The following is a 20,826-nucleotide window of genomic DNA, read 5'->3' as shown; positions in this document are numbered from 1 at the left end:
CCTGAGCCACCGCCTGAGCACTGCCCGGGCCACCGTCTGGCCCAACGTTTGGGCCACCGCCTGGGCCACCGCCTGAACGACCGGCCGCCGGGTCCACGAGGACCTGGCGGCCGTTCGTTTCGCCCCGCCGGGTGCACCCGTCACACGACAGGCCGACGTCTCGGGCCGTCGCAGGGGAACCGTCCGATAATCGAACCTGGCTGATGCCACGTCGCGGCGACCTTCCCCGACCCCCACCACCCGAGAGACAGGCAGGTACCCCATGGCCAGGATCGCCGTGATCGGCGCCAACGGCACCATCGGCAGTGCCATCGTCGCGGAGGCGGCCGCGCGCGGGCACGAAGTCACCGCGGTGGTCCGCGACCCGGACCACTACCGGGGTGAGGCGGCCTTCGTCGAACGCGCGGACGTCCTGGACCCGGCCCAGGTGGCCCGGGTGGCGGCCGGCCAGGACGTCCTGGTGAGCGCGGTCGGCGGTGGCGACGGCCCGGGCCACCTGGCGCTGATCGGCCCGGCCGCCCGTTCGCTGGTGGAGGGCCTGCGCTCGCTCGGCGACGCCGCACCCCGGCTGATCGCGGTCGGCGGCGCGGGCAGCCTGGAGACCGCGCCGGGGGTGCTGGTCTGGGACACGCCGGGGCTGCCGGAGCCGGTGCTGGAGATCATGCACGCGCACGGCGCGGCGCTGGACTTCTACCGGGCGGTCTCCGACGTCCGCTGGACGGTGCTCAGCCCGGCCGCCGAGATCGGCCCGGGGGAGCGGACCGGCCGCTACCGGACGGGCCTGGAGCAGTTGCTCACGGATGCCGCCGGGCGCAGCCGGATCTCGGTGCCGGACTACGCGGTCGTCCTGGTCGACGAGGTCGAGCAGCCCGAGCACATCGGCGAGCGCTTCACCTGCTGCGCGCTGTAACCCTCAGTCACGGGCGTTCCCGGTCAGCCCAGCTGGATCGACCGCTTGGCGAGCCCCATCCAGAACCCGTCGATGACGCTGCGCTGGCTGCCGAGGTCGGCCTCGCCGGCGCCGAGGGTGACGAACAGCGGGGCGAAGTGCTCGGTGCGCGGGTGGGCGAGCCGTCCGGCGGGGGCCTTGCGCTCGAAGTCGAGCAGCGCGTCCAGGTCGTGGGCGTCCAGGGCGCGCCGGCCCCAGTCGTCGAACTCGGCCATCACCGAGCTGATCCGGCCGTCGTTGCTGAGCGCCCGCAGGTTGTGGGTGAAGAAGCCGCTGCCGACGATCAGCACGCCCTCGTCGCGCAGCGGGGCGAGCCGGCGGCCGATCTCCATCAGCCGCTGCGGGTCGAGCGTGGGCATGGAGATCTGGAGGACGGGGATGTCGGCCTCCGGGAACATCTCCACCAGCGGGACGTACGCGCCGTGGTCGAGGCCGCGGTCGGGGATGTCCTGGACGGGCGTGCCGGGGGCGCGCAGCAGCTTGCGGACGCGGTCGGCGAGCGCCGGTGCGCCGGGGGCGGCGTACTGGACCTGGTAGTAGTGCTCGGGGAAGCCCCAGAAGTCGTACACCAGCGGCACGGTGGTGACGGCGCCGAGGGCGAGCGGGGCCTCCTCCCAGTGGGCGGAGACCATCAGGACGGCCTTGGGCCGGGGCAGGTCGGCGGACCAGGCGGCCAGTTCACCGGGCCAGACCGGGTCGTCGGCGAGCGGCGGCGCGCCGTGCGAGAGGTACAGGGCGGGCATACGCTCGGGGGCCGCGGTGCTCATGGCGTCCTCCTCCTGGGTCGAACGGAAGGGTGGATCGGAAGAATAGTTCAAATTTGAACCTCTACTCGCTGACCGTACACCTTCGTTCGAATTTGAACAACAGGAGTAGGCTTCACCACATGTCCACACTGAACGAACCCCGCTGGCTGGACCAGGACGAGATGGCTGCCTGGCGGGGCTTCGTCGTCGCGAGCAACCTGCTCAACCGCCGACTGGAGCGCCAGCTCAAGGAGGACTCCGGCCTCTCGCACCAGCAGTACGAGATCCTGGTGCACCTGTCCGCCGCCCCGGCCGACGCGCTGCGGATGACCGAACTCGCCGACAAGCTGGTCACCTCCAAGAGCGGCCTCACCTACCAGGTCACCCAGCTGGAGCGGATGGGCCTGGTCGCCCGCCGCTCCTGCCCCAGCGACGTGCGCGGCGTCATCGCCGAACTCACCGACCAGGGGCGGGAGTCGCTGCGGCAGGCCGCACCCGGACACGTCGCCCTGGTCCGCGAGCTGCTGATCGACGTGCTCACCCGCGAGCAGCTGGCCGTGCTCGCCGAAAGCCTCGGCGAGGTCAGCGCCCGGCTGCGCCTCGACGACACCCCCTGAAGCCCTGAAGCCCCTGACGCCCTGAAGTCCCGGCCCCGAGCCCCCGAGCCCTCGGCCGCTGCCGCGCCCGTCCGGCGGTCTACCGGGCCGGAGCCTGAGCCTGAGCAGCCTGAGCCCGGGCCGGCTGCGGGGCGCAGAGCAGGGCGGTCCGCAGATCGAGCCGGTCCCGCAGCCGGGCCAGGCTGCGGCCGGTCAGCTCCTCGATCCGGCGGATCCGGTAGTGCACGGTGTTGACGTGGATGCAGAGCGCCTCGGCCGTCCGCGCCCACGAGCCGTCGTGGTCGAGGAAGACGGCCAGGGTGCCCAGCAGCGAGACGCTGTTCTCCCGGTCGTGGGCGGCCAGCGGGGCCAGCAGCCGGGTGTGGAAGGCGGCCGTCACCTCCGGCGGGATGCCGCGCAGCAGTCCGTCCAGCGAGTCCAGTTCGGCCGCGCTGCCGACCGGGCCGGCCGAGCCCTCCAGTACGTAGCGGGCCTGCACCAGCGCCGCCCGCAGCGCGGCGGGGGCGGGCGGGGCGGCCGGGCCGACGCCGACCCGCAGGGTGCGCCGACCGGTCAGCCGGCCCTGCAGCGCGGGCCGGGCCCGGCGCAGCCGTTCGGCGACCTGCTCGACCGGCGCGGCGACCAGTGCGGCGGACCGCCCGTCGCGGTCGGTCCCGGCGGCGTACGGCGCGCCGAGCGGGTGCAGCGCCTCGGCCAGTGCGTGTGCCGCCCAGGCGGCGGGCGGGCCGTCGCCCGGCGCGGCACCCGCCTGGCCCGCCCGGCCGCCGTCGATCCGCGCGGTGACCGCCACCAGCGACTCGGCCCCGCCCAGCCCGCAGGCGGCGAGCGGTTCGGCGAGCCCGGCCTCCCCGGCGAGCGCGTCCAGTAGCCGCCCGGCGGCCCGGCGCCGCGCGCCCGCGTCGGCGTGGGCGCGGGCGGCGAGCGGGGCGAGCAGTTCGGCCAGGGCTTGGAGCACCGGTTCGGCCGCCGCCGAGCGCAGGTGCGGGCGCAGCCGCCAGCCGTCGAACGGCGAGCCGTCCTGGGGTCCGACGGGCAGCCCGGTGTCGCCGCGCCCGGCGGGCGGGACGGATACGGCGGTGGCAGGTGCGGCGGTGGCGGATGCGGCATTGGCGGGTGCGGCGGTGGTGGCGACGGCCCGCCCGCCGGCGGTGGTGATCGAGCAGTCCGGGACCCCGAGCCGGCCGACCGCGTGCGCCAGTACCTCGCCGGCCCCGGCGTCCGCGTGCAGCAGGTCGAGCAGTTCGTGCCGGACGGTCTCCGGGATCGCCGCGATGTCCTGGGCGCCGGCCCGCAGGTCCCCCCAGAGCCGCAGGTAGACGCGGTCGGTGACGGCGCGGAAGCTGACTCCGGCGGGCACCGTCAGCAGCGGGATGCCGTGGGTGCGGCAGGCGTCGGCGAGGCTGTCCGGGACGCTGCCGTGGGTGCCCTCGCCGGCCAGCAGCGCCGCCACGCCCGCGCTGCGCAGGGCGGTGGCGAAGCGCAGCGCGCCGGAGGCGTCGGCGGGCTGCCACCAGACCAGGCCGGTGAGGACGAGTTCGCCGGGCTGGAGGTAGCGGGCCGGGTCCTGGAGGTCGGTGGAGCTGAGCCCGGTGACCGGGCGGTCGAGCAGGTCCGGGGTGCCCCAGGCCAGGCGGATGTCCAGGTCGTCGAGGTGCAGCAGGTCACCGACGATCATCTCTCGCTCATCTCGCTCTCGCTCTCGCCCTTGTGCGCCGCGCCCGGCCGTGCCTCGCAAGTGCAAGGTTCAGGTGCTCATGGGCATCGTAAATGCAAGTCATGCGGCAGTGATTCTTCTTGTCGGATCATCCAGTGCGGGCCCCCTCGGCGGGTGTGCGGAACCGGTCGTCCGCCCGATTGCGGTGCCGCTTCCGTCGCTTTCCACCGGCTTCCACCGGCTTCCACCTGCTTCCGCCGGCGCGGGGCGCGTCGATCCGCCTCCTCGGACACGCCCGCCCCTTCCCCCGCAGCTGCCAGCCGGAAGCGCTTCGCCACATCGCAGATGCCGCTGAAATCATCCTTTCGGCGCCGCAGCTGCGAATGCCCGGGCCCTCCCTCGGGTAACCCCCTCCCGGGTCGCGGCGGCGCGGCCCGGGAGGAGGGAGCACCATGACCCCGTCGAGCCCCACCGTCCGGCTGCACGGCCACTTCGACCGGCCCACCGAGCTGTCGGTCGACCAGCTGCGTGCTCTCCCCGCGCACCGCGTCGAGGTCAGCTTCGACTGCCTGGCCAAGGGCGAGCAGCGGCACGACTACGAGGGGCCCGCGCTCTGGGACGTGCTGTGCGCGGCCCGGCCCCGGATCGACTTCTCCGGCCGCAAGCAGCGGCTGCGCTTCCTGCTGTCGGTCAGCGGTGCGGACGGCCACCGGGCCGTCGTCTCCTGGGCCGAGATCGACCCCGACTTCGGCGGCCAGCGGATCCTGCTGGCCACCAGCATGGACGGCGCCCCGCTGGACGCCGCCGGCCCGCAGCTCGTCGTCCCCGACGACCACTGCGGCGCCCGCTACGTCAGCGGGGTCACGGCCGTGTGGCTCGGCCCGCTGGGTGAACCGGCGGCCTGAGCCCCGGCCGCGGGCGGGCCTTGACCCCGCCCCGGGGCCCGCTCTCGCCGAGTGCTTCGCGGTGGAGCATCGTCGCTGCTCGGAGGGGGTGCGGGCGATCGTGGGGAATACCGAAAAACAGCTCGCCGGATGCCTGTTTCCGTGCCAACATGCCCCATATGGGGACGATTCTGCACGGCACCCTGGTGACCCTCCGCACCGCCGACACCGACGACATCCCGGAGCTCGCGGCCATCCGCGGCACGCCCGAGGTGTTCGCCCGCTGGCGGGGCGGTGACGACCTCGCCGACGCCGTCGCCAGCGACCTGGAGGAGCCGGACACGGAGACCCTCGTCGTCGAGGTGGGCGGGAAGATCGTCGGCGCCATCCAGTGGTACGCCAACAACGACGACGAGTACCGGCACGCCGGCATCGACATCTACCTCGACCCGGAGGTCCACGGCGTCGGCCTCGGCACGGACGCCGTCCGCACGCTGGCCCGCCACCTCGTCGACCACCACCACTACCACCGGCTGATCATCGACCCGGCGGCCGACAACACGGCCGCGATCCGCTGCTACGCGAAGGTCGGCTTCCGCTCGGTCGGCACCATGCGCCAGTACGAGCGCGGCCCGGACGGCACCTGGCACGACAACCTGCTGATGGACCTCCTCGCGGACGAACTCCGCTGACCGGCGCGCCCGCGCGGCGGCGGGCGGCCCGGCAGCGGCCCGACCGAACCGGAGCGCGCGTGACGCGGAGTCAGATCGCGGCTGCGCCCGCGGTCGCCCGCTCCGGCGCCGGGCAGCCGCAGGTGCGTCGCAGCACCAGCCGGGCCGGGAAGGTCCGCGCGCCGGTGGAGCGCCGCTCGGCCCCGCCGAGGACCAGGTCGACGGCGGCGCGGGCCATCTCGTCCTGAGCGGTCGCCACGGTGGTCAGCGCCGGGCCGGCGATCACCGCCTCGGCGATGTCGTCGAATCCGGCCACCGCGAGCTGCTCCGGCACCCGGATGCCCAGGTCGTCGGCGGCCCGCAGCAGGCCGATCGCCTGGTCGTCGGTCGTGCAGAACACGGCGGACGGCCGGTCGGGCCGGGCCAGCAGGGCGAGCGCCTCGGCGTGTGCCCGGACGCGGTCGAACGGCGCCGGCACCAGCCGCCCCTCGGTCGCCAGCCCGGCCTCGGCCAGCGCGGCGGCCCAGCCGGCCGTCCGCCCGGTGACCGGGTCGTGCGGGCTGAGCGCGAGGGTGCCGCCGAAGCAGTGCACCTCGGCGTGGCCGTGCCCGAGCAGGTGCCGGACGACCTCGCGGGCGCCGCCCTGGTCGTCCGCCACCACCGCGACGCCGTCGGCGGTCTCCGCCCGGTGGTGCAGCAGCACGACCGAGGTGCCGTCGCCCACGTCGAAGCCGGTGAGCCCGGGGGTGGCCGGGTCCTGGGTGACCAGGATCAGCCCGTCGACCTGCATGCCGAGGAACGCGCGGATGTAGTGCGCCTCGCGCTCGTCCACGTAGTCGGAGTTGCCGATCAGCAGGAGCCGGCCGTGGTCGGCGGCGGCCTGCTCGACGGCGTGCGCGAGCCCGGCGAAGAACGGCTGGCGGGCGTCCGGCACGACCATGCCGAGCAGGTTGGTCCGCCGCCGTGCCATCGCCTGGGCGACCCGGTTGGGGCGGTAGCCGAGCTCCTCGACCGCCGCGAGCACCCGCGCCCGGGTCGCGGGCGCCACCGGCCGCGGCCCGTCGTTGATCACATAACTCACGACCGCCGTGGACGTCCCCGCCACCCGCGCCACATCGTCCCGTGTCACCCTCGCCATGCCCGCGAGCCTACACAGCGCCTCCGACGGCTCCGGGCCGCCGTCGCCGCCGGGCGCCCGCCGCGGTCAGTACGTGTGGTCCGCGGTGATGTCCGCCGAGAGGCCGAGGGCCTGTTCGGCCGGTCGCCCGCGCAGCGCCAGCAGGGTCTGGGCGAGCGCGTCGACGGCGGCCAGGTGGGCGAGCCGGCTGGCCGTGGTCTCCAGGCCGAAGACCAGGTCCTGCCCGCCCGCGACCAGGGTGTGGGTGGCCGTCTCGGTGAGCGGTGAGCGGGCGTAGCTGGTGAGCGCGACCACGGCCGCCCCGGCCGCCCGGGCCCGGCGCGCGGCGTCGATCACCAGCGGGGTGGCGCCGCCGTGGCTGACCGCGAAGCAGACGCCGTCGGGCGGGAGCTGGGCGGCGGCCAGCTGGGCGGTGAGCGGGTCGGCGGGGGCGTCGACGCGCAGGCCGAGCGCGCGCAGCCGGTAGGCGAGGTCGAGCACCACCGCGCCGGACAGCCCGGAGCCGACCAGGACCACCTGGCCGGCGCCGGCCAGTACCTCGGCGGCCGCCCGCAGGTCGTCGGCGGTGAGCGTGGCGGTGATCCCGTCCAGGGCCGCCCGGGCGGCCCGCAGGGTGTCGGCGAGGGCCCGGGCGGCCGGGTCGCGGGTGTCGTCGGCGGGGGCCGGGGCCGCGGCGGGGGAGTGCCGGGCGGCGGCGATCTTCAGCTCCTGGTAGCCGCGGAAGCCGAGCCGCTGGCAGGCCCGGACCACGGAGGAGGGGGCGGTGCCGGCCAGCGCGGCGACGTCGCTGACGCTCAGGTGCACCAGGCCGGCGCCCCGGTCGAGCACCACCTCGGCGACCCGCGCCTCGGCGCCGCGCAGGTCGCCGAGCCGGGCCCGGATCCGCGCGGCGAGCTGGGACTCCAGGGGCGTCATGTCGGAATGTCCTTCCATGGCGCTAGGGTAGCGTGGAATTCGGTTCCAGGCCGTACCGGGTCGCCGGAAGGCCGTCGGAGGGGAGCTTCGCCATGCCCGAGATCGTGCCGGCCGTGCCGGTGGCCGTGCTCGCCGCGGCCGTGCTGCACGCCGTCTGGAACGGCCTGGCCCACCGGATCGCGGACAAGCTGGTCGGCTTCGCGCTGATCAACCTGACCTACACCGCGTGCGCGCTCGTCCTGGTGCTGCTCAACCCGCTGCCGGCGGCCTCGTCCTGGCCGTACCTGCTGGCCTCGGTCGCCGTCCAGACGACGTCGACGGTCCTGCTGCTACGCGCCTACCAGCTGGGCGACTTCGGGCAGATGTACCCGATCGCGCGCGGCTCGGCGCCGCTGCTGGTGGCCCTGCTGTCGGCCACCGTGCTCGGGCAGCACCCGGGCGCGGGCGAGCTGCTGGGCGTGGTGGTGATCTCCTGCGGCCTGATCGGGCTGGCCTTCGCCAAGGGCGTCCCGGGGCGGGCGCAACTGCCCGCGCTCGGGGCCGCCGCCGGGACGGGCGTGATGATCGCCGTCTACACGGTGCTGGACGGCAGCGGCGTCCGGCACGCCGGGACGGTCGGCGGCTACGTGGCCTGGCTGTTCCTGTTGCAGGGGCCGACGCTCGCGCTGATCGCCTGGGCCCGGCGCGGCCGTTCGCTGCTGACCGGGGTCGGCACGGTGGTGCCGGTGGGGATCGCGGGGGGCGTGCTCTCGCTGACGGCCTACGGCCTGGTGGTGTGGGCGCAGTCCCGGGGGGACTTGGCGACGATCGCGGCGCTGCGCGAGACGAGCATCGTGATTGCCGCCCTGATCGCCACCGTGGTGTTCCGGGAGCGGCTGGGCCGCCTGCGGCTGACCGCCAGCCTCATCGTGCTGGCCGGGATAGCCGTCCTGGAACTGGCCCGGTCATAGGGCGTGTCCGTGGGCGTGTCCGGCCGGACCGGCCGGTCTCGGGCTGATCCACCGAGACCGGCCGGACGGGATCCGGTGGCCGTCAGCCCTTCTCCGGCACGATCACGGTCAGCGAGGTGCTCAGCAGCTCGAAGCCCAGGGACTCGTAGAGCCGGCGGGCCGGATTGCCGTCGGTGACGGCCAACTGCACCTCGACGAGCCCGCGTTCGGCGGCGTCGGCGACGGCGCGGCGCAGCAGGTCCGCGCCGAGGCCCCGGTAGCCGAGCTCCGGGTGCCGGAAGACGTCGGCGATCCACGGGATGCCGTCGCGGTCGGTGAGGACGATCCCGGCCACCACCCGGTCCTGCGCGTCCACGGCGAGCAGGCTGGACGGCAGCACCGGCCCGATGACCTTGCCGGCGAGCAGCGGGGCGATCCGCTCCGCCAGCGCCTGCTGGTCGTCGCCCGCGAAGTGGTCCGGGTGCCCCGGGGCGAACGCGGCCCGCCAGGCCTCGAACAGGTCCTCGGGCGCGCGGTCGCAGGGCACGGCCCGCAGGCCGTCGCGCAGCGGGGCCCCGGCCCAGTCGGCGGGCGGCGGGTCGGCGACCAGGTCGCGCCGCATGGCGTGGGCGTGCCGGAGCACGGTGGCGCCGTGCTCCAGCAGGGCGAGGCCGAACTCGGGCGTCCCGGAGACCACCCACCCGGCCAGCTCGGTGCGGACGAACTCCACCGGGTCGGTGCCGCCGCTTCCTTCCACCACCTCCAACAGGTCGGCCCAGGGCCGCCCCTCCCGCTCGCCGAGGAGGTAGCGCACCACCGGTACGCCCTCTCCGTTCGACCTGACCACCAAGTCCGTCTCGGTCACACCCAGCCCCATTCGTACGGTCGTTCGTCCGCCGTCATGGTCGACCAGAGCGCGCCCGGGGGCAACCGAATTGTCAGGCCACCACCGCGGCGCGGATGCAGAGCACGTCCGGCAGGTGGGAGGTCAGCAACGACCAGCTCTCGCCCTCGTCGTGGCTGCCGTAGACGTCGCCGGTCCGGTTGCCGAAGTAGATCCCGGCCGGTTCGGCGTCGTCGGTGCGCAGCGCGTCGCGCAGCACGATGCCGTAGTGGTCCTCGTCGGGCAGGCCGTCGGCGAGCGGCTGCCAGCTGGTGCCGCCGTCGGTGGTGCGGAAGACCCGGCACCGGCGGCCGGGCGGGATGCGGTCGTCCCCGCCGCCGAGCGGGAACAGGTAGGCGGTGTCGCCCCGGCGCGGGTGGGCGGCGACGGCGAAGCCGAACGCGGCGGGCAGCCCGTCGGCGACGGAGCGCCAGCTCGCGCCCCAGTCGTCGCTGCGGTAGACGCCGCCGTGGTTCTGCAGGTACAGCCGGTCGGGGTCGACGGGGTCGGGGGCGACCTTGTGCACGCACTGGCCGAACTCGGGGTACTGGCCCTCCTCCGGCAGGAACTCGGCGCGCAGGCCGGTGTTGGCGGGCTCCCAGCTGTCGCCGCCGTCCTTGCTGCGGTAGACGCCGCCGGTGGAGACGGCGACCAGCAGCCGCTGCGGGTCGTGCGGGTCGGTGACGACGGTGTGCAGGCCCTGGCCGCCGTAGCCGGCGCCCCAGTCGGTCCGGTGCGGGTGGTTCCAGAGCGATTCGACCAGGCGGAAGGTCTCGCCGCCGTCCTCGGAGCGGAACAGCGCGGCGGGTTCGGTGCCGGCGTAGACGACGCCGGGGGCCTCCGGGCCGGCCGGCTGGAGCTGCCAGACCCGGGTGAGCGAGGCGCCGGTGCCTTCGGGGAAGCGGATCGCCGGCTGCGGCGGCTCGTACCAGGTGGCGCCGAGGTCGTCGGAGCGCCAGACGGACGGGCCCCAGTGGCTGCTGTCGGCGCCGACCAGCAGCCGGGTGCGGCCGTCGCGGCGGTCGATGGAGACGGAGTAGATCGCGTTCATCCGGAAGTGCGGCCCGCTGAACTCCCAGTCCAGCCGGTCGCGGCTGCGGCCGAGAAAGAGGCCCTTCTCGGTTCCGACGGCCAACAGCACTTCGGTCATGCCCCACACCACCTGGTGACGAGTACGGCCCCCCGGGACGGCCCCCGACGCCCAGTGTCCCGCCGTCCACCGGCGGCCACATCTCGCCACGCCCGATCACCCGGAAGGCCCACTCATCAGGAAGGCCCGCTCAACAGGAAGGCCCGCCCGTCCGGCTCACCCGCCCGGTTCACCCGCCCGGTTCACCCCCGGCAGCCCTCCAGCAGCCGCAGCCACACCTCGCTGATCGTCGGGTAGGAGGGCACGGCGTGCCAGAGCCGGTCGATCGGCACCTCGCCGACCACGGCGACGGTCGCCGAGTGCAGCAGTTCGGCGACCCCGGGGCCGACCAGGCAGGCGCCGACCAGCACCTCGCGGTCCAGGTCGAAGACCACCCGGGCCCGGCCGCGGTAGTGGTCGCCGTACAGCGAGGCCCCGGCGACGGCGCCGAAGTCGTGGTCGACGGCCTTGACCCGCAGCCCGGCCGCTTCGGCCGCCGCCAGGGTCAGCCCGACGGCGGCGACCTCCGGATGGGTGAACACGACCTGCGGCGCACCCGCGCTGTCGGCCGACGCGGCGTGCGCGCCCCAGCGGGAGGTGTCCAGCGCACGCCCCTGGGCGCGGGCCACGATCGCCGCGCCCGTGATCCGGGCCTGGTACTTGCCCTGATGGGTGAGCAGCGCCCGGTGGTTGACGTCCCCGGCGGCGTACAGCCACTCGCCGTCGACGCCGAGCACGGTGCAGCTGTCGTCCACCTCCAGCCAGCCGCCCGGCTTCAGCCCGACCTGCTCCAGCCCGACGTCGGCGGTGCGCGGGGCCCGTCCGGTCGCGTACAGCACCTCGTCCACGGTCAGCCGTTCGCCGTCACCGAGCGTCAGGACCACCGGCCCGGCGCCGTCCGCCCGCTCCAGCGCGGTGGCCTCCGTCCCGAACCGGAGGTCCACCCCGGCCTCGCGCAGGCCCTCCGCGACCAGCTCGCCCGCGAACGGCTCCATCCGCGGCAGCAGGTGGTCGCCGCGCACCAGCAGCATCACCTCGGAGCCGAGCGCCCGCCAGGCGGTCGCGAGCTCCACCCCGACCACGCCGCCGCCGACCACCGCCAGCCGCCCGGGCACGGCCGGAGCGGCGGTCGCCTCCCGGTTGGTCCACGGGTGGGCCTCCGCCAGCCCCGGAACGCCCGTGGGCAGCACCGGACGGCTGCCGGTGCACACGGCGACGGCGTGCCGGGCGGTGAGCACCCGCTCGGTGCCGTCCTCGGCCTCCACGGTGACGGTCCGTACGCCCGCCAGCCGGCCGTGGCCGCGCACCAGCTCGATGCCGTTGTCCCGCAGCCACTGCACCTGGCCGTCGTCGTTCCAGTGCGAGGTGAAGGAGTCCCGCCGGGCCAGCACCGCGGCCGGGTCCAGCCGCCGGCCGCCGACCGCCTCCCGGGAGCCGGCCACCGCGCGGGCTTCGGCCAGCGCGGCCACCGGGCGCAGCAGCGCCTTGCTCGGCATGCAGGCCCAGTACGAGCACTCGCCGCCGACCAGTTCGGCCTCCACGAGGACCGTGCGCAGCCCGGCGGAGGCCGTCCGGTCGGCGACGTTCTCGCCGGTCGGGCCGCCCCCCAGGACGATGACGTCGTACTCCTCGGCACTGCTGGTCATACCCGGTCCTCCGTGGTGTCGATGGCCGCCCCGGCCCACGGGGCCGGGGCGACGGGAATGTGGTCGCGGACGTCGAGCAGCCGGGCGCGCCGGGCGTCGGCCGGCGCACCGGTGAGGGCGGCCTCCCGGGAGGTCGGCCCGCGGCTGCCGTTCGTCTCGTACCCGAGCCTGACCCGAACGGCCTCCGGCGGCCACTTCTCGCGCTCCGCGTACATCCGCAGGGGCTCGCCTTCCCATGGGATCCGGCCCCCGGCCGGACGGGCGCCGGGCCGTGTGCCCGGCGCCGTGCCCATCCTGCGACGCAGGCGGGGCTTCGCGCAGACGAACCCGCCGACGGGTCCGAGCCGAGGGCGGGTCAGAGCGCCGCGAGCTCGGCCAGCACCGCCGCCGTGTCGGCCGGGCGGGAGAACATCGGCCAGTGCCCGGTGGGCAGTTCGCGCAGCTCCCAGTTCGGCCCGTCGAGCCCGGCGAACCACGGGTGCCCGGCCGTGATCATCGCCTGCACCTGGGCGAGCGGGAAGGAACAGGTCACCAGCGCCTGCGGCAGCGCGGCCGAGGCGCCGGTCAGCCGCAGCCGGTCCCGGTACGCCCCGGCCGGGTGCGGGGTGGCCCGCTCGCGGATCCGGGCGAGCGCGGCCTCGTCCAGGCCCGCCACGTCGGCGCCGTCGGCGGCGAGGTCGGCCCAGGAGGGCATCGGGAGGCGGCCGTCGACCACCGAGGCGTCGGCCGCCGCACGGCGGTCGGGCTCCCAGAGGTCGTACACCGAACCGCCGTCGGTCATCGGGCCGCTGTCCAGGTAGACCACCCGGCGGATCCGCTCCGGCATCCGGTCCGCGATGCCGCCGACCGGGACGCAGGCGCCGCTGTGCGCGACCAGCACCACCTCCCACAGGTCCTCGCGGACCAGCAGGTCGGCCAGCGCGGCGATGTGCTCCGCCAGCCCGATCGGCTCGGCCTCGCCCGCGCGCTCCGCCAGCCCGGGCAGGGTCACGGGGTGCACGGTGTGCCCGGCGGCGCGCAGCGGCGCGGCGACCTCGTCCCAGGCCCAGGCACCGAGCCAGAATCCGGGGACCAGTACGAACGTGCTCATGGTGGGTCGCTCCTCGCGGTCGGGCGGGATCTCCGTCGCCGACGACTCTAGGACCGACCCCCGTCGGACTTCGCCCGGATTTTCGAGCGCCCGGGCCCGGGGAGCGCGACTCCCCGGGCCCTCGGACAAGCGGACGTCCGGACGCCCGGACGCGTCAGGCCTGGCCCCCGGCCGCCTGCTCCTGCGCCACCTTGCGCTTCACCTCGGCCATGTCCAGGTTCCTGGCCTGGCCGATCAGGTCCTCGAACACCGACTCCGGCAGCGCACCGGCCTGCGAGAAGACGAGCACGCCCTCACGGATGATCGCCAGCGTGGGGATCGACTGGATCCCGAACGCGGCGGCCAGCTCCACCTGCGCCTCGGTGTCCACCTTGGCGAAGACGAGGTCCGCGTGGCGCTCGGCCGCCTTCTCGTACACCGGGGCGAACTGGCGGCACGGCCCGCACCACCCGGCCCAGAAGTCGATGAAGACGAAGTCCTGCCCCTCCGGACCCGGGACGATGTCGTCGAAGTTCTCCTTGGTCAGCTCGACCGTGTTGCTCATCTCGCGATTCCTTCCCTTCCGGAGGCGGCGCTACCGATCACGTGCTCGCGACAACCGTGCGCCCCGACGGGGTATTCCGCAGCCGCGCGCCGGTGGCCGCCGCTGCCCGCGCCGGTCCGACGCCCGGGCGCCGGACCGGCGCGCGGAGCGGAAACCTCACGGGTGGGAGGCCTCGTACGGCACCAGCCGCTCGATCCGGGCCGGCCCCTGCACGCCGGGCCAGCGCGGGTTCGGCGTGCCGTCGCCGATCAGGTGCTCCCGTCGCCAGATGCCGTTCCAGCCGACCTGCCGGGTGGGCTGGAAGCCGTGCCACCGCCCGCACGGGCACGGCTGTCGCACCCAGGCGCAGGTCCGGCAGAGTTCGGCCAGGCCGTGGCCGGTCGAGCGCGACAGCACCGGCTCCTCGTCCCCGCAGGCCGGGCAGCCGGGCAGTTCGGCGCCGTCCAGCAGCGCGTTCTGCCGCCGGACGTAGTCGGGCAGCCGCAGCGGCGGGTGGAGGAAGGGGTCCGCCCGCCAGGCCGCGTCCGGTGCGCCCCACCAGGGGCGGTTCCACCACACCGGCGCGGGCGGTCGCCGCCGCCCGGCGCGCTTCTCCGCCCGGCGCCGCGCCTCGTACTCCTGGGCCCCGGCCAGCCACAGGAGCCGTGCCTCGTGCAGTTCCTCCACGGCCCGCACCAGCGCGTCCGGGTCGGCCTCCAGCAGCCGGGGCATCCGGGCGCTGAGCGTGAGGTGGTGGTAGGTGGCCCGGAAGCCGTACGGCGCGAAGCAGATCAGGCAGGTCCGCAGGGCGCTGAACCGCCGGCGCGCCGGCAGCCGCTCGTCGCGCACCCGGGCCCGGTGGGTCAGGAAGCTGGTCACGGCTGCCCCGCGGTGACGTCGGGGGCCGGCTGCGTGCGTATCACCGGGTGATCATGCCGGACGGCCCGCCCGGCGGGCCAAGGCATTACCCCGCGTCCGCCGCGATCCGGGCCAGGACCCGGCCGCAGCGCCGGGCGAAGGCCCGCTGCGCGAGCGGCAGCAGCGGCCCCGCCAGCCGGGCGTACCAGGCGACCGGGCGGCTGAAGGCGGTCACGCTGAACCGGACCGCCCCGTCCGCCTCCAGTTCGACCAGGAACGTCTCCTCGCCGCGGGCCAGATGGCCGGCCCGGGTGCCGTAGGTGAAGCCGTACCGGTCCGGGCCGTCGACGGTGGCCAGCACCCGGTTGGGGGCGCCGGCCCGGAGCGGGCCGACGCCGATCGCGCAGTGCACGGCGACGCCGGGGGCGGCCCGGTCCGCGTCGGCGTCGATCCGCACGCCGGCCAGCCGGTGCATCCGCCAGCCGAGCAGGGCGGCCCCGGCCACCTCCAGGGCGGGCCGGCCCCGGCCGATGAGCGCCCGGTGGCGCAGGTGGTGGTACCCGTCGGGCAGGTGGCCGGTGGTGCTGGCGCCCTGCTCGGGGTAGCTGAGGTCGCTCATCGGGGGTCCTCCGTGGTGGTGATCCGGCGCCAGGCGAGCAGCGAGCAGAGCGCGAAGCCGAGCGCGTTGCCGACGCCGTGGGTGGCGGCCATCCAGGCCAGGGTGGGGTGGGGGAGTCCGGACGCCTGGCCGAGGGCCCACCACAGGGCGAGCAGCATGGTGAGGGCGAGGACGGCCGAGGAGGCGGTGAGCAGCCGGGCGGTGACCGGGTCGGCGGCGCGCGGCCGCAGGTCGCGCCAGGTGACCAGGCCGACCAGCCACATCCCGGTGGTGAGCACGCAGGCCCCGGCGAACTGGACCCAGGTGCCGAGGAAGTACCCGGCGAGCACCAGCAGCGTCCCGGCCGGCACGCTGAGCGCGGCGCAGCGGGCGGCGCCGGAACCCGCCCGGGTGCTGCGGCAGACCAGCCCGGCGACGAGGGCGGCGGTGAAGCCGGCGTAGTGGAAGTGCGGGACGGTCAGCGCCAGGACGTGCGGTTCGAAGCCGAACAGCGGGTAGCCGGAGCGCTCGGCGACCAGGGCGGTGCCGGCCACGGCCGGGGCGGCGAGCGCGGTGAGGACGGCGAGTTCGGCGGGCGCGAGCGAGCGGGTCCGGCGCAGCCGCAGCGGCGCGTGGAGGGCGACGGCCAGGGTGCCGAGCGCGTAGAGGGCGGCGCTGCCGGTGGCGAGGTCGCCGCGCGGGAGCCACAGCGAGAGCGCGCCGGGGACGGCGGCGAGCGGCCAGAGCCGGCGGACGCGGGCGAGCCCGGGTTCGCCGATCAGGGCGAGGCCGAGCGGGACGACGGCGCCCATACCGAGCAGGACCAGCAGGTTCACCAGCTCCGTCGTGCCTTTCCCCATGCCGGAAACACCTCCTTGAACGCGTTCAAATCTCTGTCGTCGGCGACTCTACGCCGCAGAGTTGAACGCGTTCAACTTGACCCCGGTCCGCCTGCCCTGGTGTTCACGGTGGGTGCGGCGCACTCTGGAGGAGTAACCGATGGAGGTGATCCGCCATGCAGACTCTGGTCGGTTGGCACATCGAGATGGAGTTTCGCGAGGACGGCCCGCGCACGACCGCCGCGGCCATGCTGCGGCTGCGCGACGGCAGGGAACTACGGGCCCACGGCTACAGCAGCCGCCACCCGTCGGACCCGGAACAGCTGCGGGTCGGCGAGGAGATCGCGGGGGCCAGGGCCCTCAACGACCTGGCCTCGCAGTTGCTCACCAAGGCCCACGGCGAGATCCAGGAGGTCAGCCCGGTCCCGACCCACCCGTTGACGTGAGCGCCCCGCACCCGGACGGCGGCCACGCCGGCGGCCGGGAGCACCGGCCGCGCATCCCGCTGATCTGCCCGCGCTGCGGGCACGAACAGCGGGTCGTGCCCGGCGGCCCCGACCGGGCGGTCAGGGTCGTGCACCTGGCGACGGGCCGGGAGGCGTGCGAACCCGGGGACCTGGCGAAGGCGCCGGACGACGGGTCCTGACAGCGCTCCCCGGCAGCGTGCGAGCGCTTCACCCCGCGAACGGCGCCGGGGGCCGGGCACGCACGTGCCCGGCCCCCAGCGCCACCAGGCCGCCCGGCGGGGTCAGTTGACGCAGTACGTCGTCGGCAGCTGCCACTCGGGCCCGACCAGCCGCTGCTCCAGCTCGTTGAGCGTGATCCGGATGCCGACCGTCCCGGCCAGCCCGACCCGGAACCGGCTGCGGGCCAGCGCGATCAGCGCCGTCAGGCCGTACTTGTTGATCAGCGAGGTGCGGTAGCGGGCGGTGTCGTCCGGGTCGCAGAGCCGTGCGCGGGCCGGCACCGGCCGCCCGGTCGGGCGCCCGTGGGCGTCGCACGGGCCGACCAGCACCCGGGGGTGGCGCCGGATCCGTTCGGCCTCGCCGGAGTGGGCCGGTGTCCAGACGCCGAGTGCGGTGCCGTCCGGCACCACCCAGATCTGCGAGTCCTGGCGGGTGCCGTCCTCGCCGAAGGTGGTGAGCAGGAGGTATCTGCTGTCGGCGAGCTGGTCGGATCGGTCGTGCATCTGTCCTCCCTCTGGCGTGGGGGCCGGGGCCGTGGGTCGGTGCCCATGGGTCAGTGCCCGTGGCCCTCGGTGATCTCGCGGTACTCCTCGGCGGTGGGCTTGGCGATCCGGGCGTGCTCGCCGTGGAATCCGCGGGACAGCCGGGCGCGGGTGCGGGTGAGCACGCCCGCGCTCCGGGCGGTTCCATTCTCGTCGACGGGGGCCGGCAGTTCGAGGGGGCGGGGCTGCTCGTGTGCGGTGAGCCGGTGCAGTTCGGCGGGCGCGAGCCCGGCGTGCACCTCGGTGAACTCGCCGTGCGGCAGGCGCTTGACGACGCCGGTCTCGCGTCCGTGCAGCACCTTGTCGCGGTCGCGGCGCTGGAGGCCGAGACACCAGCGTTTGGTGATGACGAAGACGGCCACCGGGACGGCGAAGAAGCCGATCCGCACGGCGTAGGTGATGGCGTTGAGCGACAGGTGCAGATGGGTGGCGATGAGGTCGTTGCCGCCGCCGGCCAGCATCACCAGGTACAGGCTGATCCAGGCGGCGCCGAGCGCGGTGCGGACGGGCGCGTCGCGCGGCCGGTCCAGCAGGTGGTGTTCGCGCTTGTCGTCGGTCACCCAGCTCTCGACGAACGGGTGGACCGCGATCGCGCCGAGGATCACCGGGAACAGCGTGAACGGGATCAGCACGCCGAGGTTGAGGGTGTGCCCCCAGAGCCCGACCTCCCAGCCGGGCATCACCCGGATCAGGCCCTCGGCGAACCCCATGTACCAGTCGGGCTGGGCGTCGGTGGAGACCTGGTCGGGCCGGTACGGGCCGTACGCCCAGATGGGGTTGATGGTGGCGACGGCGGACATCAGCGCGACGATGCCGAAGACCAGGAAGAAGAACCCGCCGGCCTTGGCCAGGTAGACCGGCATCAGCGGCATGCCGACGACGTTCTTCTCGGTCCTGCCCGGGCCCGCCCACTGGGTGTGCTTGTGGTAGAAGACCAGGATCAGGTGCGCCACCAGCAGGCCGAGCATGATGCCCGGGATCAGCAGCACGTGGACGGTGAAGAACCGCGGGATGATGTCGTGCCCGGGGAACTCGCCGCCGAACAGGAACATCTGGACGTAGGTGCCGACCAGCGGGACGGCCAGCAGCACGCCCTCGATGAACCGGATGCCGGTGCCGGAGAGCAGGTCGTCCGGGAGCGAGTAGCCGAAGAAGCCGTCCAGCATGCCGAGGAAGAGCAGCAGGAAGCCGAAGACCCAGTTGATCTCGCGCGGCTTGCGGAACGCGCCGGTGAAGAAGACCCGCATCATGTGCACGAACATGGCCGCGACGAAGACCAGGGCGGCCCAGTGGTGGATCTGCCGGATCAGCAGACCGCCGCGGACCTCGAAGCTGATGTCCACCGTCGAGGCGTAGGCCTGCGACATGGGCACGCCCTTGAGCGGCACGTACGAGCCGTCGTAGATCACCTCGCCCATGGAGGGCTTGAAGAACAGGGTCAGCCAGACGCCGGTCAGGATGATGATCAGGAAGGTGTACAGGCAGATCTCGCCCAGCATGAAGGACCAGTGGTCTGGGAAGATCTTGCGCAGGTTGGCCCTGGCCAGGGTGTGGATCCCCAGCCGGCCGTCCGCCCAGTCGACGGCCCGCCGCCCCCGTCCTGGGTTCTGATTCCGGGTCATGTGCACGCACCTCAGTCGGAAGGAAGTGGGGATCATTCCCCGCTTCTCGCTGAGGTCACCATAATCGGGGAGTGATCCCCACTTCTACCCGGGGCGGCTGTGATCCGGACCCTGGAACCGCCGCCCTCGGAACCGCCGCCCCCGGAACCGCCGACCCCGGAACCGCCGCCCCCGGAAACGGCGAGCGGCCCGCCCGGTGCCCCAGGAAGGGGACACCGGACGGGCCGCGTACGCACCCGAGCAACCCGCAGGCGTCAGTGCACCAGCACCGGCACCTCGTCGTTCTTCGCCGCACCCGACGCCGACGCCGCGTCCGGGCGACCGGCGTTCACGAGGGTGAAGGCGATCGCGGAGGCCGCCACCAGGATCCCGAAGGACACCCAGATCGCGGTCGTGAAGCCGTGCACCATGCCCTGGAACTGCAGGGCCTGGGCCGCCGCCGGCGACGAGGCGGCCGCGGCGGTCGCGTGCGAGGCCAGCCAACTGGTGGTGGCGCTGGCCGCGATGGTGTTCAGCAGCGCGGTGCCGATGGCGCCGCCGACCTGCTGCGAGGTGTTGACCATCGCCGAGGCGACGCCGGCGTCGCGCGGCTGGACGCCGTGCGTGGCCAGGCTCATCGCCGGCATGAACGCGGTGCCCATGCCGAGACCCATCAGGACCAGGCCGGGCAGGATCAGCATCGGGTAGGAGGTGTCCAGACCGATGTTGCTCAGCAGCAGCATGCCGATCGAGGCGACCAGGAAGCCGGGGGCCATCAGGAACCGCGCCGGGACGCGGGTCATCAGCCGGGCGCCGATCTGGGTCGAGCCGGTGATCATGCCCGCCACCATCGGCAGGAACGCGACGCCGGTCAGCACCGGGCTGTAGCCGCGCACGAGCTGCAGGTAGTAGGTCAGGAACAGGAACAGGCCGAACATGCCGATCACGGCCAGGCCGAGCGACAGGTACACCCCGCCGCGGTTGCGGTCCAGCACCACGCGCAGCGGCAGCAGCGGGGCCTTGACCCGGCGCTCCACCAGGACGAACGCGGTCAGCAGCACGGCGGCCGCGACGAACAGCCCCAGCGTGCTGGCGGCCGTCCAGCCGCTGGACTCGGCGCGGGTGAAGCCGTACACCAGCGAGACCAGGCCGGTGGTCACCAGCAGCACGCCGGGGACGTCCAGCCGGTTGCGGTTGCGGCCCTCGGCGGGCTCGCGGATCACCAGGACGGCGCCCACGGCGGCGACGATGGCGAACGGGACGTTGACGAAGAAGGTCCAGCGCCAGTTCATGTACTCGGTCAGCAGGCCGCCGAGGATCAGGCCGATCGCGCCACCGCCACCGGCGATCGCGCCGTAGATGCCGAAGGCCTTGGCGCGCTCCTTGGCCTCGGTGAAGGTCACCGCCAGCAGCGAGAGCGCGGCCGGGGCGAGCAGTGCGCCGAACACGCCCTGGAGGGCGCGGGCGCCGAGCAGCATCGCGGTGTTGGCCGCGGCGCCGCCGAGCGCGGAGGCGAGGGCGAAGCCGGCCAGGCCGACCACGAAGGTCCGCTTGCGGCCCCAGAGGTCCGCGATCCGGCCGCCGAACAGCAGCAGACCACCGAAGGCCAGCGCGTAGGCGGTGATCACCCACTGGCGGTTGCCGTCGGAGATGCCCAGGTCCCGCTGGGCGGACGGAAGGGCGATGTTCACGATGGTGGCGTCCAGGACGACCATCAGCTGGGCGAGGCCGATGAATATCAGCGCCTTCCAGCGCCGGGGATCGGGCAGCGTCGCCGGTCGGGCGTCGGTTTCAGGCATGGGGGTACTCACTTCACGGTGCGTGGCGTGCGACAAGGGTCGACCGCCGTACGGGGAACGGCTGGTCGCCGTACGGGGCGTCGGTGCGGGGTGTGTGGTGCGGGGCGTGCGGGGATCAGCTCCTGGCGG

22 protein-coding genes and 1 pseudogene are annotated in these 20,826 nt (G+C 74.6%); 7 read left to right on the top strand and 16 right to left on the bottom strand.

What is annotated here, in order from left to right; all coding sequences use genetic code 11:
- Positions 1-262: 262 nt before the first annotated feature.
- On the top strand, positions 263-910 hold the full coding sequence (locus tag ACFVTF_RS08425) for an NAD(P)-dependent oxidoreductase (RefSeq protein ID WP_387810876.1): 648 nt from the start codon (positions 263-265) through the stop codon (positions 908-910).
- Between the two features lie 23 nt (positions 911-933).
- Here ACFVTF_RS08425 and ACFVTF_RS08420 read toward each other — a convergent pair whose 3' ends face one another.
- A complete protein-coding gene (locus tag ACFVTF_RS08420) occupies positions 934-1,716 on the bottom strand; it encodes a dioxygenase (RefSeq protein ID WP_387810873.1) in 783 nt (260 codons plus the stop codon).
- Between the two features lie 128 nt (positions 1,717-1,844).
- Here ACFVTF_RS08420 and ACFVTF_RS08415 point away from each other — a divergent pair, with 128 nt between their 5' ends.
- Positions 1,845-2,312 (top strand): MarR family winged helix-turn-helix transcriptional regulator, encoded by a 468-nt coding sequence (locus ACFVTF_RS08415; protein WP_387811666.1) that lies wholly within the window; start codon positions 1,845-1,847, stop codon positions 2,310-2,312.
- 79 nt (positions 2,313-2,391) lie between these two features.
- Here the strand turns inward: ACFVTF_RS08415 and ACFVTF_RS08410 are convergent, their stop codons facing one another.
- Complete coding sequence (locus tag ACFVTF_RS08410) at positions 2,392-3,987, bottom strand: PucR family transcriptional regulator (RefSeq protein ID WP_387810870.1); 1,596 nt, start codon at positions 3,985-3,987, stop codon at positions 2,392-2,394.
- A 431-nt stretch (positions 3,988-4,418) separates the two neighbouring features.
- Here ACFVTF_RS08410 and ACFVTF_RS08405 point away from each other — a divergent pair, with 431 nt between their 5' ends.
- Both ACFVTF_RS08405 and ACFVTF_RS08400 read left to right on the top strand, forming a co-directional pair.
- The gene (locus ACFVTF_RS08405; protein WP_387810867.1) at positions 4,419-4,871 is read left to right on the top strand and encodes a molybdopterin-dependent oxidoreductase; all 453 of its coding nucleotides are present in this window, start codon (positions 4,419-4,421) and stop codon (positions 4,869-4,871) included.
- 158 nt (positions 4,872-5,029) lie between these two features.
- Entirely contained in the window at positions 5,030-5,542 is a 513-nt protein-coding gene (locus tag ACFVTF_RS08400; RefSeq protein WP_371516370.1) for a GNAT family N-acetyltransferase, read from the top strand.
- Between the two features lie 70 nt (positions 5,543-5,612).
- On the opposite strand, the gene ACFVTF_RS08395 is transcribed toward ACFVTF_RS08400, so the two are convergent.
- Positions 5,613-6,659 (bottom strand): LacI family DNA-binding transcriptional regulator, encoded by a 1,047-nt coding sequence (locus ACFVTF_RS08395; protein ID WP_371516369.1) that lies wholly within the window; start codon positions 6,657-6,659, stop codon positions 5,613-5,615.
- Positions 6,660-6,725: 66 nt separating this feature from the next.
- Positions 6,726-7,592 carry a MurR/RpiR family transcriptional regulator gene (locus tag ACFVTF_RS08390; protein WP_387810862.1) on the bottom strand — a complete coding sequence of 289 codons (867 nt, stop codon included), beginning with the start codon at positions 7,590-7,592 and terminating at the stop codon, positions 6,726-6,728.
- A gap of 74 nt (positions 7,593-7,666) precedes the next feature.
- Here ACFVTF_RS08390 and ACFVTF_RS08385 point away from each other — a divergent pair, with 74 nt between their 5' ends.
- Positions 7,667-8,524, top strand: a complete 858-nt coding sequence (locus ACFVTF_RS08385) for an EamA family transporter (protein ID WP_387810859.1) — start codon at positions 7,667-7,669, stop codon at positions 8,522-8,524.
- Positions 8,525-8,606: 82 nt separating this feature from the next.
- Here the strand turns inward: ACFVTF_RS08385 and ACFVTF_RS08380 are convergent, their stop codons facing one another.
- The 9 genes and pseudogenes from ACFVTF_RS08380 to ACFVTF_RS08340 all read right to left on the bottom strand — a co-directional run bounded on the left by ACFVTF_RS08380 (position 8,607) and on the right by ACFVTF_RS08340 (position 16,090).
- Complete coding sequence (locus tag ACFVTF_RS08380) at positions 8,607-9,368, bottom strand: GNAT family N-acetyltransferase (RefSeq protein ID WP_371516366.1); 762 nt, start codon at positions 9,366-9,368, stop codon at positions 8,607-8,609.
- A gap of 73 nt (positions 9,369-9,441) precedes the next feature.
- Positions 9,442-10,536: a WD40/YVTN/BNR-like repeat-containing protein gene (locus ACFVTF_RS08375; protein ID WP_387810856.1), complete on the bottom strand. Its 1,095-nt coding sequence runs from the start codon at positions 10,534-10,536 to the stop codon at positions 9,442-9,444.
- Positions 10,537-10,718: 182 nt separating this feature from the next.
- On the bottom strand, positions 10,719-12,161 hold the full coding sequence (locus tag ACFVTF_RS08370) for a dihydrolipoyl dehydrogenase family protein (protein WP_387810853.1): 1,443 nt from the start codon (positions 12,159-12,161) through the stop codon (positions 10,719-10,721).
- A complete protein-coding gene (locus tag ACFVTF_RS08365) occupies positions 12,158-12,376 on the bottom strand; it encodes a hypothetical protein (protein ID WP_387810850.1) in 219 nt (72 codons plus the stop codon). The genes ACFVTF_RS08370 and ACFVTF_RS08365 overlap by 4 nt, the downstream gene beginning before the upstream one ends.
- A 140-nt stretch (positions 12,377-12,516) precedes the next feature.
- Positions 12,517-13,251 (bottom strand): alpha/beta fold hydrolase, encoded by a 735-nt coding sequence (locus ACFVTF_RS08360; RefSeq protein WP_387810847.1) that lies wholly within the window; start codon positions 13,249-13,251, stop codon positions 12,517-12,519.
- Positions 13,252-13,405: 154 nt separating this feature from the next.
- Positions 13,406-13,807 (bottom strand): annotated as a pseudogene (locus ACFVTF_RS08355) (thioredoxin family protein); the annotation flags it as partial.
- A 144-nt stretch (positions 13,808-13,951) separates the two neighbouring features.
- Positions 13,952-14,653 (bottom strand): hypothetical protein, encoded by a 702-nt coding sequence (locus ACFVTF_RS08350; RefSeq protein WP_387810844.1) that lies wholly within the window; start codon positions 14,651-14,653, stop codon positions 13,952-13,954.
- 85 nt (positions 14,654-14,738) lie between these two features.
- Positions 14,739-15,251, bottom strand: a complete 513-nt coding sequence (locus tag ACFVTF_RS08345; RefSeq protein ID WP_387810841.1) for a DUF1990 family protein — start codon at positions 15,249-15,251, stop codon at positions 14,739-14,741.
- Positions 15,248-16,090, bottom strand: a complete 843-nt coding sequence (locus ACFVTF_RS08340) for a YndJ family protein (RefSeq protein ID WP_387810838.1) — start codon at positions 16,088-16,090, stop codon at positions 15,248-15,250. The genes ACFVTF_RS08345 and ACFVTF_RS08340 overlap by 4 nt, the downstream gene beginning before the upstream one ends.
- A 155-nt stretch (positions 16,091-16,245) precedes the next feature.
- On the opposite strand from ACFVTF_RS08340, the gene ACFVTF_RS08335 reads away from it, so the two are divergent.
- Positions 16,246-16,515, top strand: a complete 270-nt coding sequence (locus ACFVTF_RS08335; protein WP_063346968.1) for a DUF1876 domain-containing protein — start codon at positions 16,246-16,248, stop codon at positions 16,513-16,515.
- The gene (locus tag ACFVTF_RS08330) at positions 16,512-16,715 is read left to right on the top strand and encodes a hypothetical protein (protein ID WP_371516357.1); all 204 of its coding nucleotides are present in this window, start codon (positions 16,512-16,514) and stop codon (positions 16,713-16,715) included. Before ACFVTF_RS08335 ends, ACFVTF_RS08330 begins: the two co-directional genes overlap by 4 nt.
- Positions 16,716-16,817: 102 nt before the next feature.
- Here ACFVTF_RS08330 and ACFVTF_RS08325 read toward each other — a convergent pair whose 3' ends face one another.
- From ACFVTF_RS08325 to ACFVTF_RS08315, 3 genes are all read right to left on the bottom strand, one after another.
- Positions 16,818-17,258, bottom strand: coding sequence for a PPOX class F420-dependent oxidoreductase (locus ACFVTF_RS08325; RefSeq protein ID WP_371516356.1), 441 nt, complete (start codon positions 17,256-17,258; stop codon positions 16,818-16,820).
- 50 nt (positions 17,259-17,308) lie between these two features.
- Positions 17,309-18,919 carry a cytochrome bc complex cytochrome b subunit gene (locus ACFVTF_RS08320; protein ID WP_387810835.1) on the bottom strand — a complete coding sequence of 537 codons (1,611 nt, stop codon included), beginning with the start codon at positions 18,917-18,919 and terminating at the stop codon, positions 17,309-17,311.
- 254 nt (positions 18,920-19,173) lie between these two features.
- On the bottom strand, positions 19,174-20,697 hold the full coding sequence (locus ACFVTF_RS08315) for an MFS transporter (RefSeq protein ID WP_371516354.1): 1,524 nt from the start codon (positions 20,695-20,697) through the stop codon (positions 19,174-19,176).
- Positions 20,698-20,826 lie beyond the last annotated feature (129 nt).

Origin of the sequence: Kitasatospora sp. NPDC057940 (assembly GCF_042887425.1) — a bacterium.
Lineage (GTDB): Bacteria > Actinomycetota > Actinomycetes > Streptomycetales > Streptomycetaceae > Kitasatospora.
Note: the sequence above shows the minus strand (reverse complement) of the source record. Positions and strands in the feature narration are given on the sequence as shown.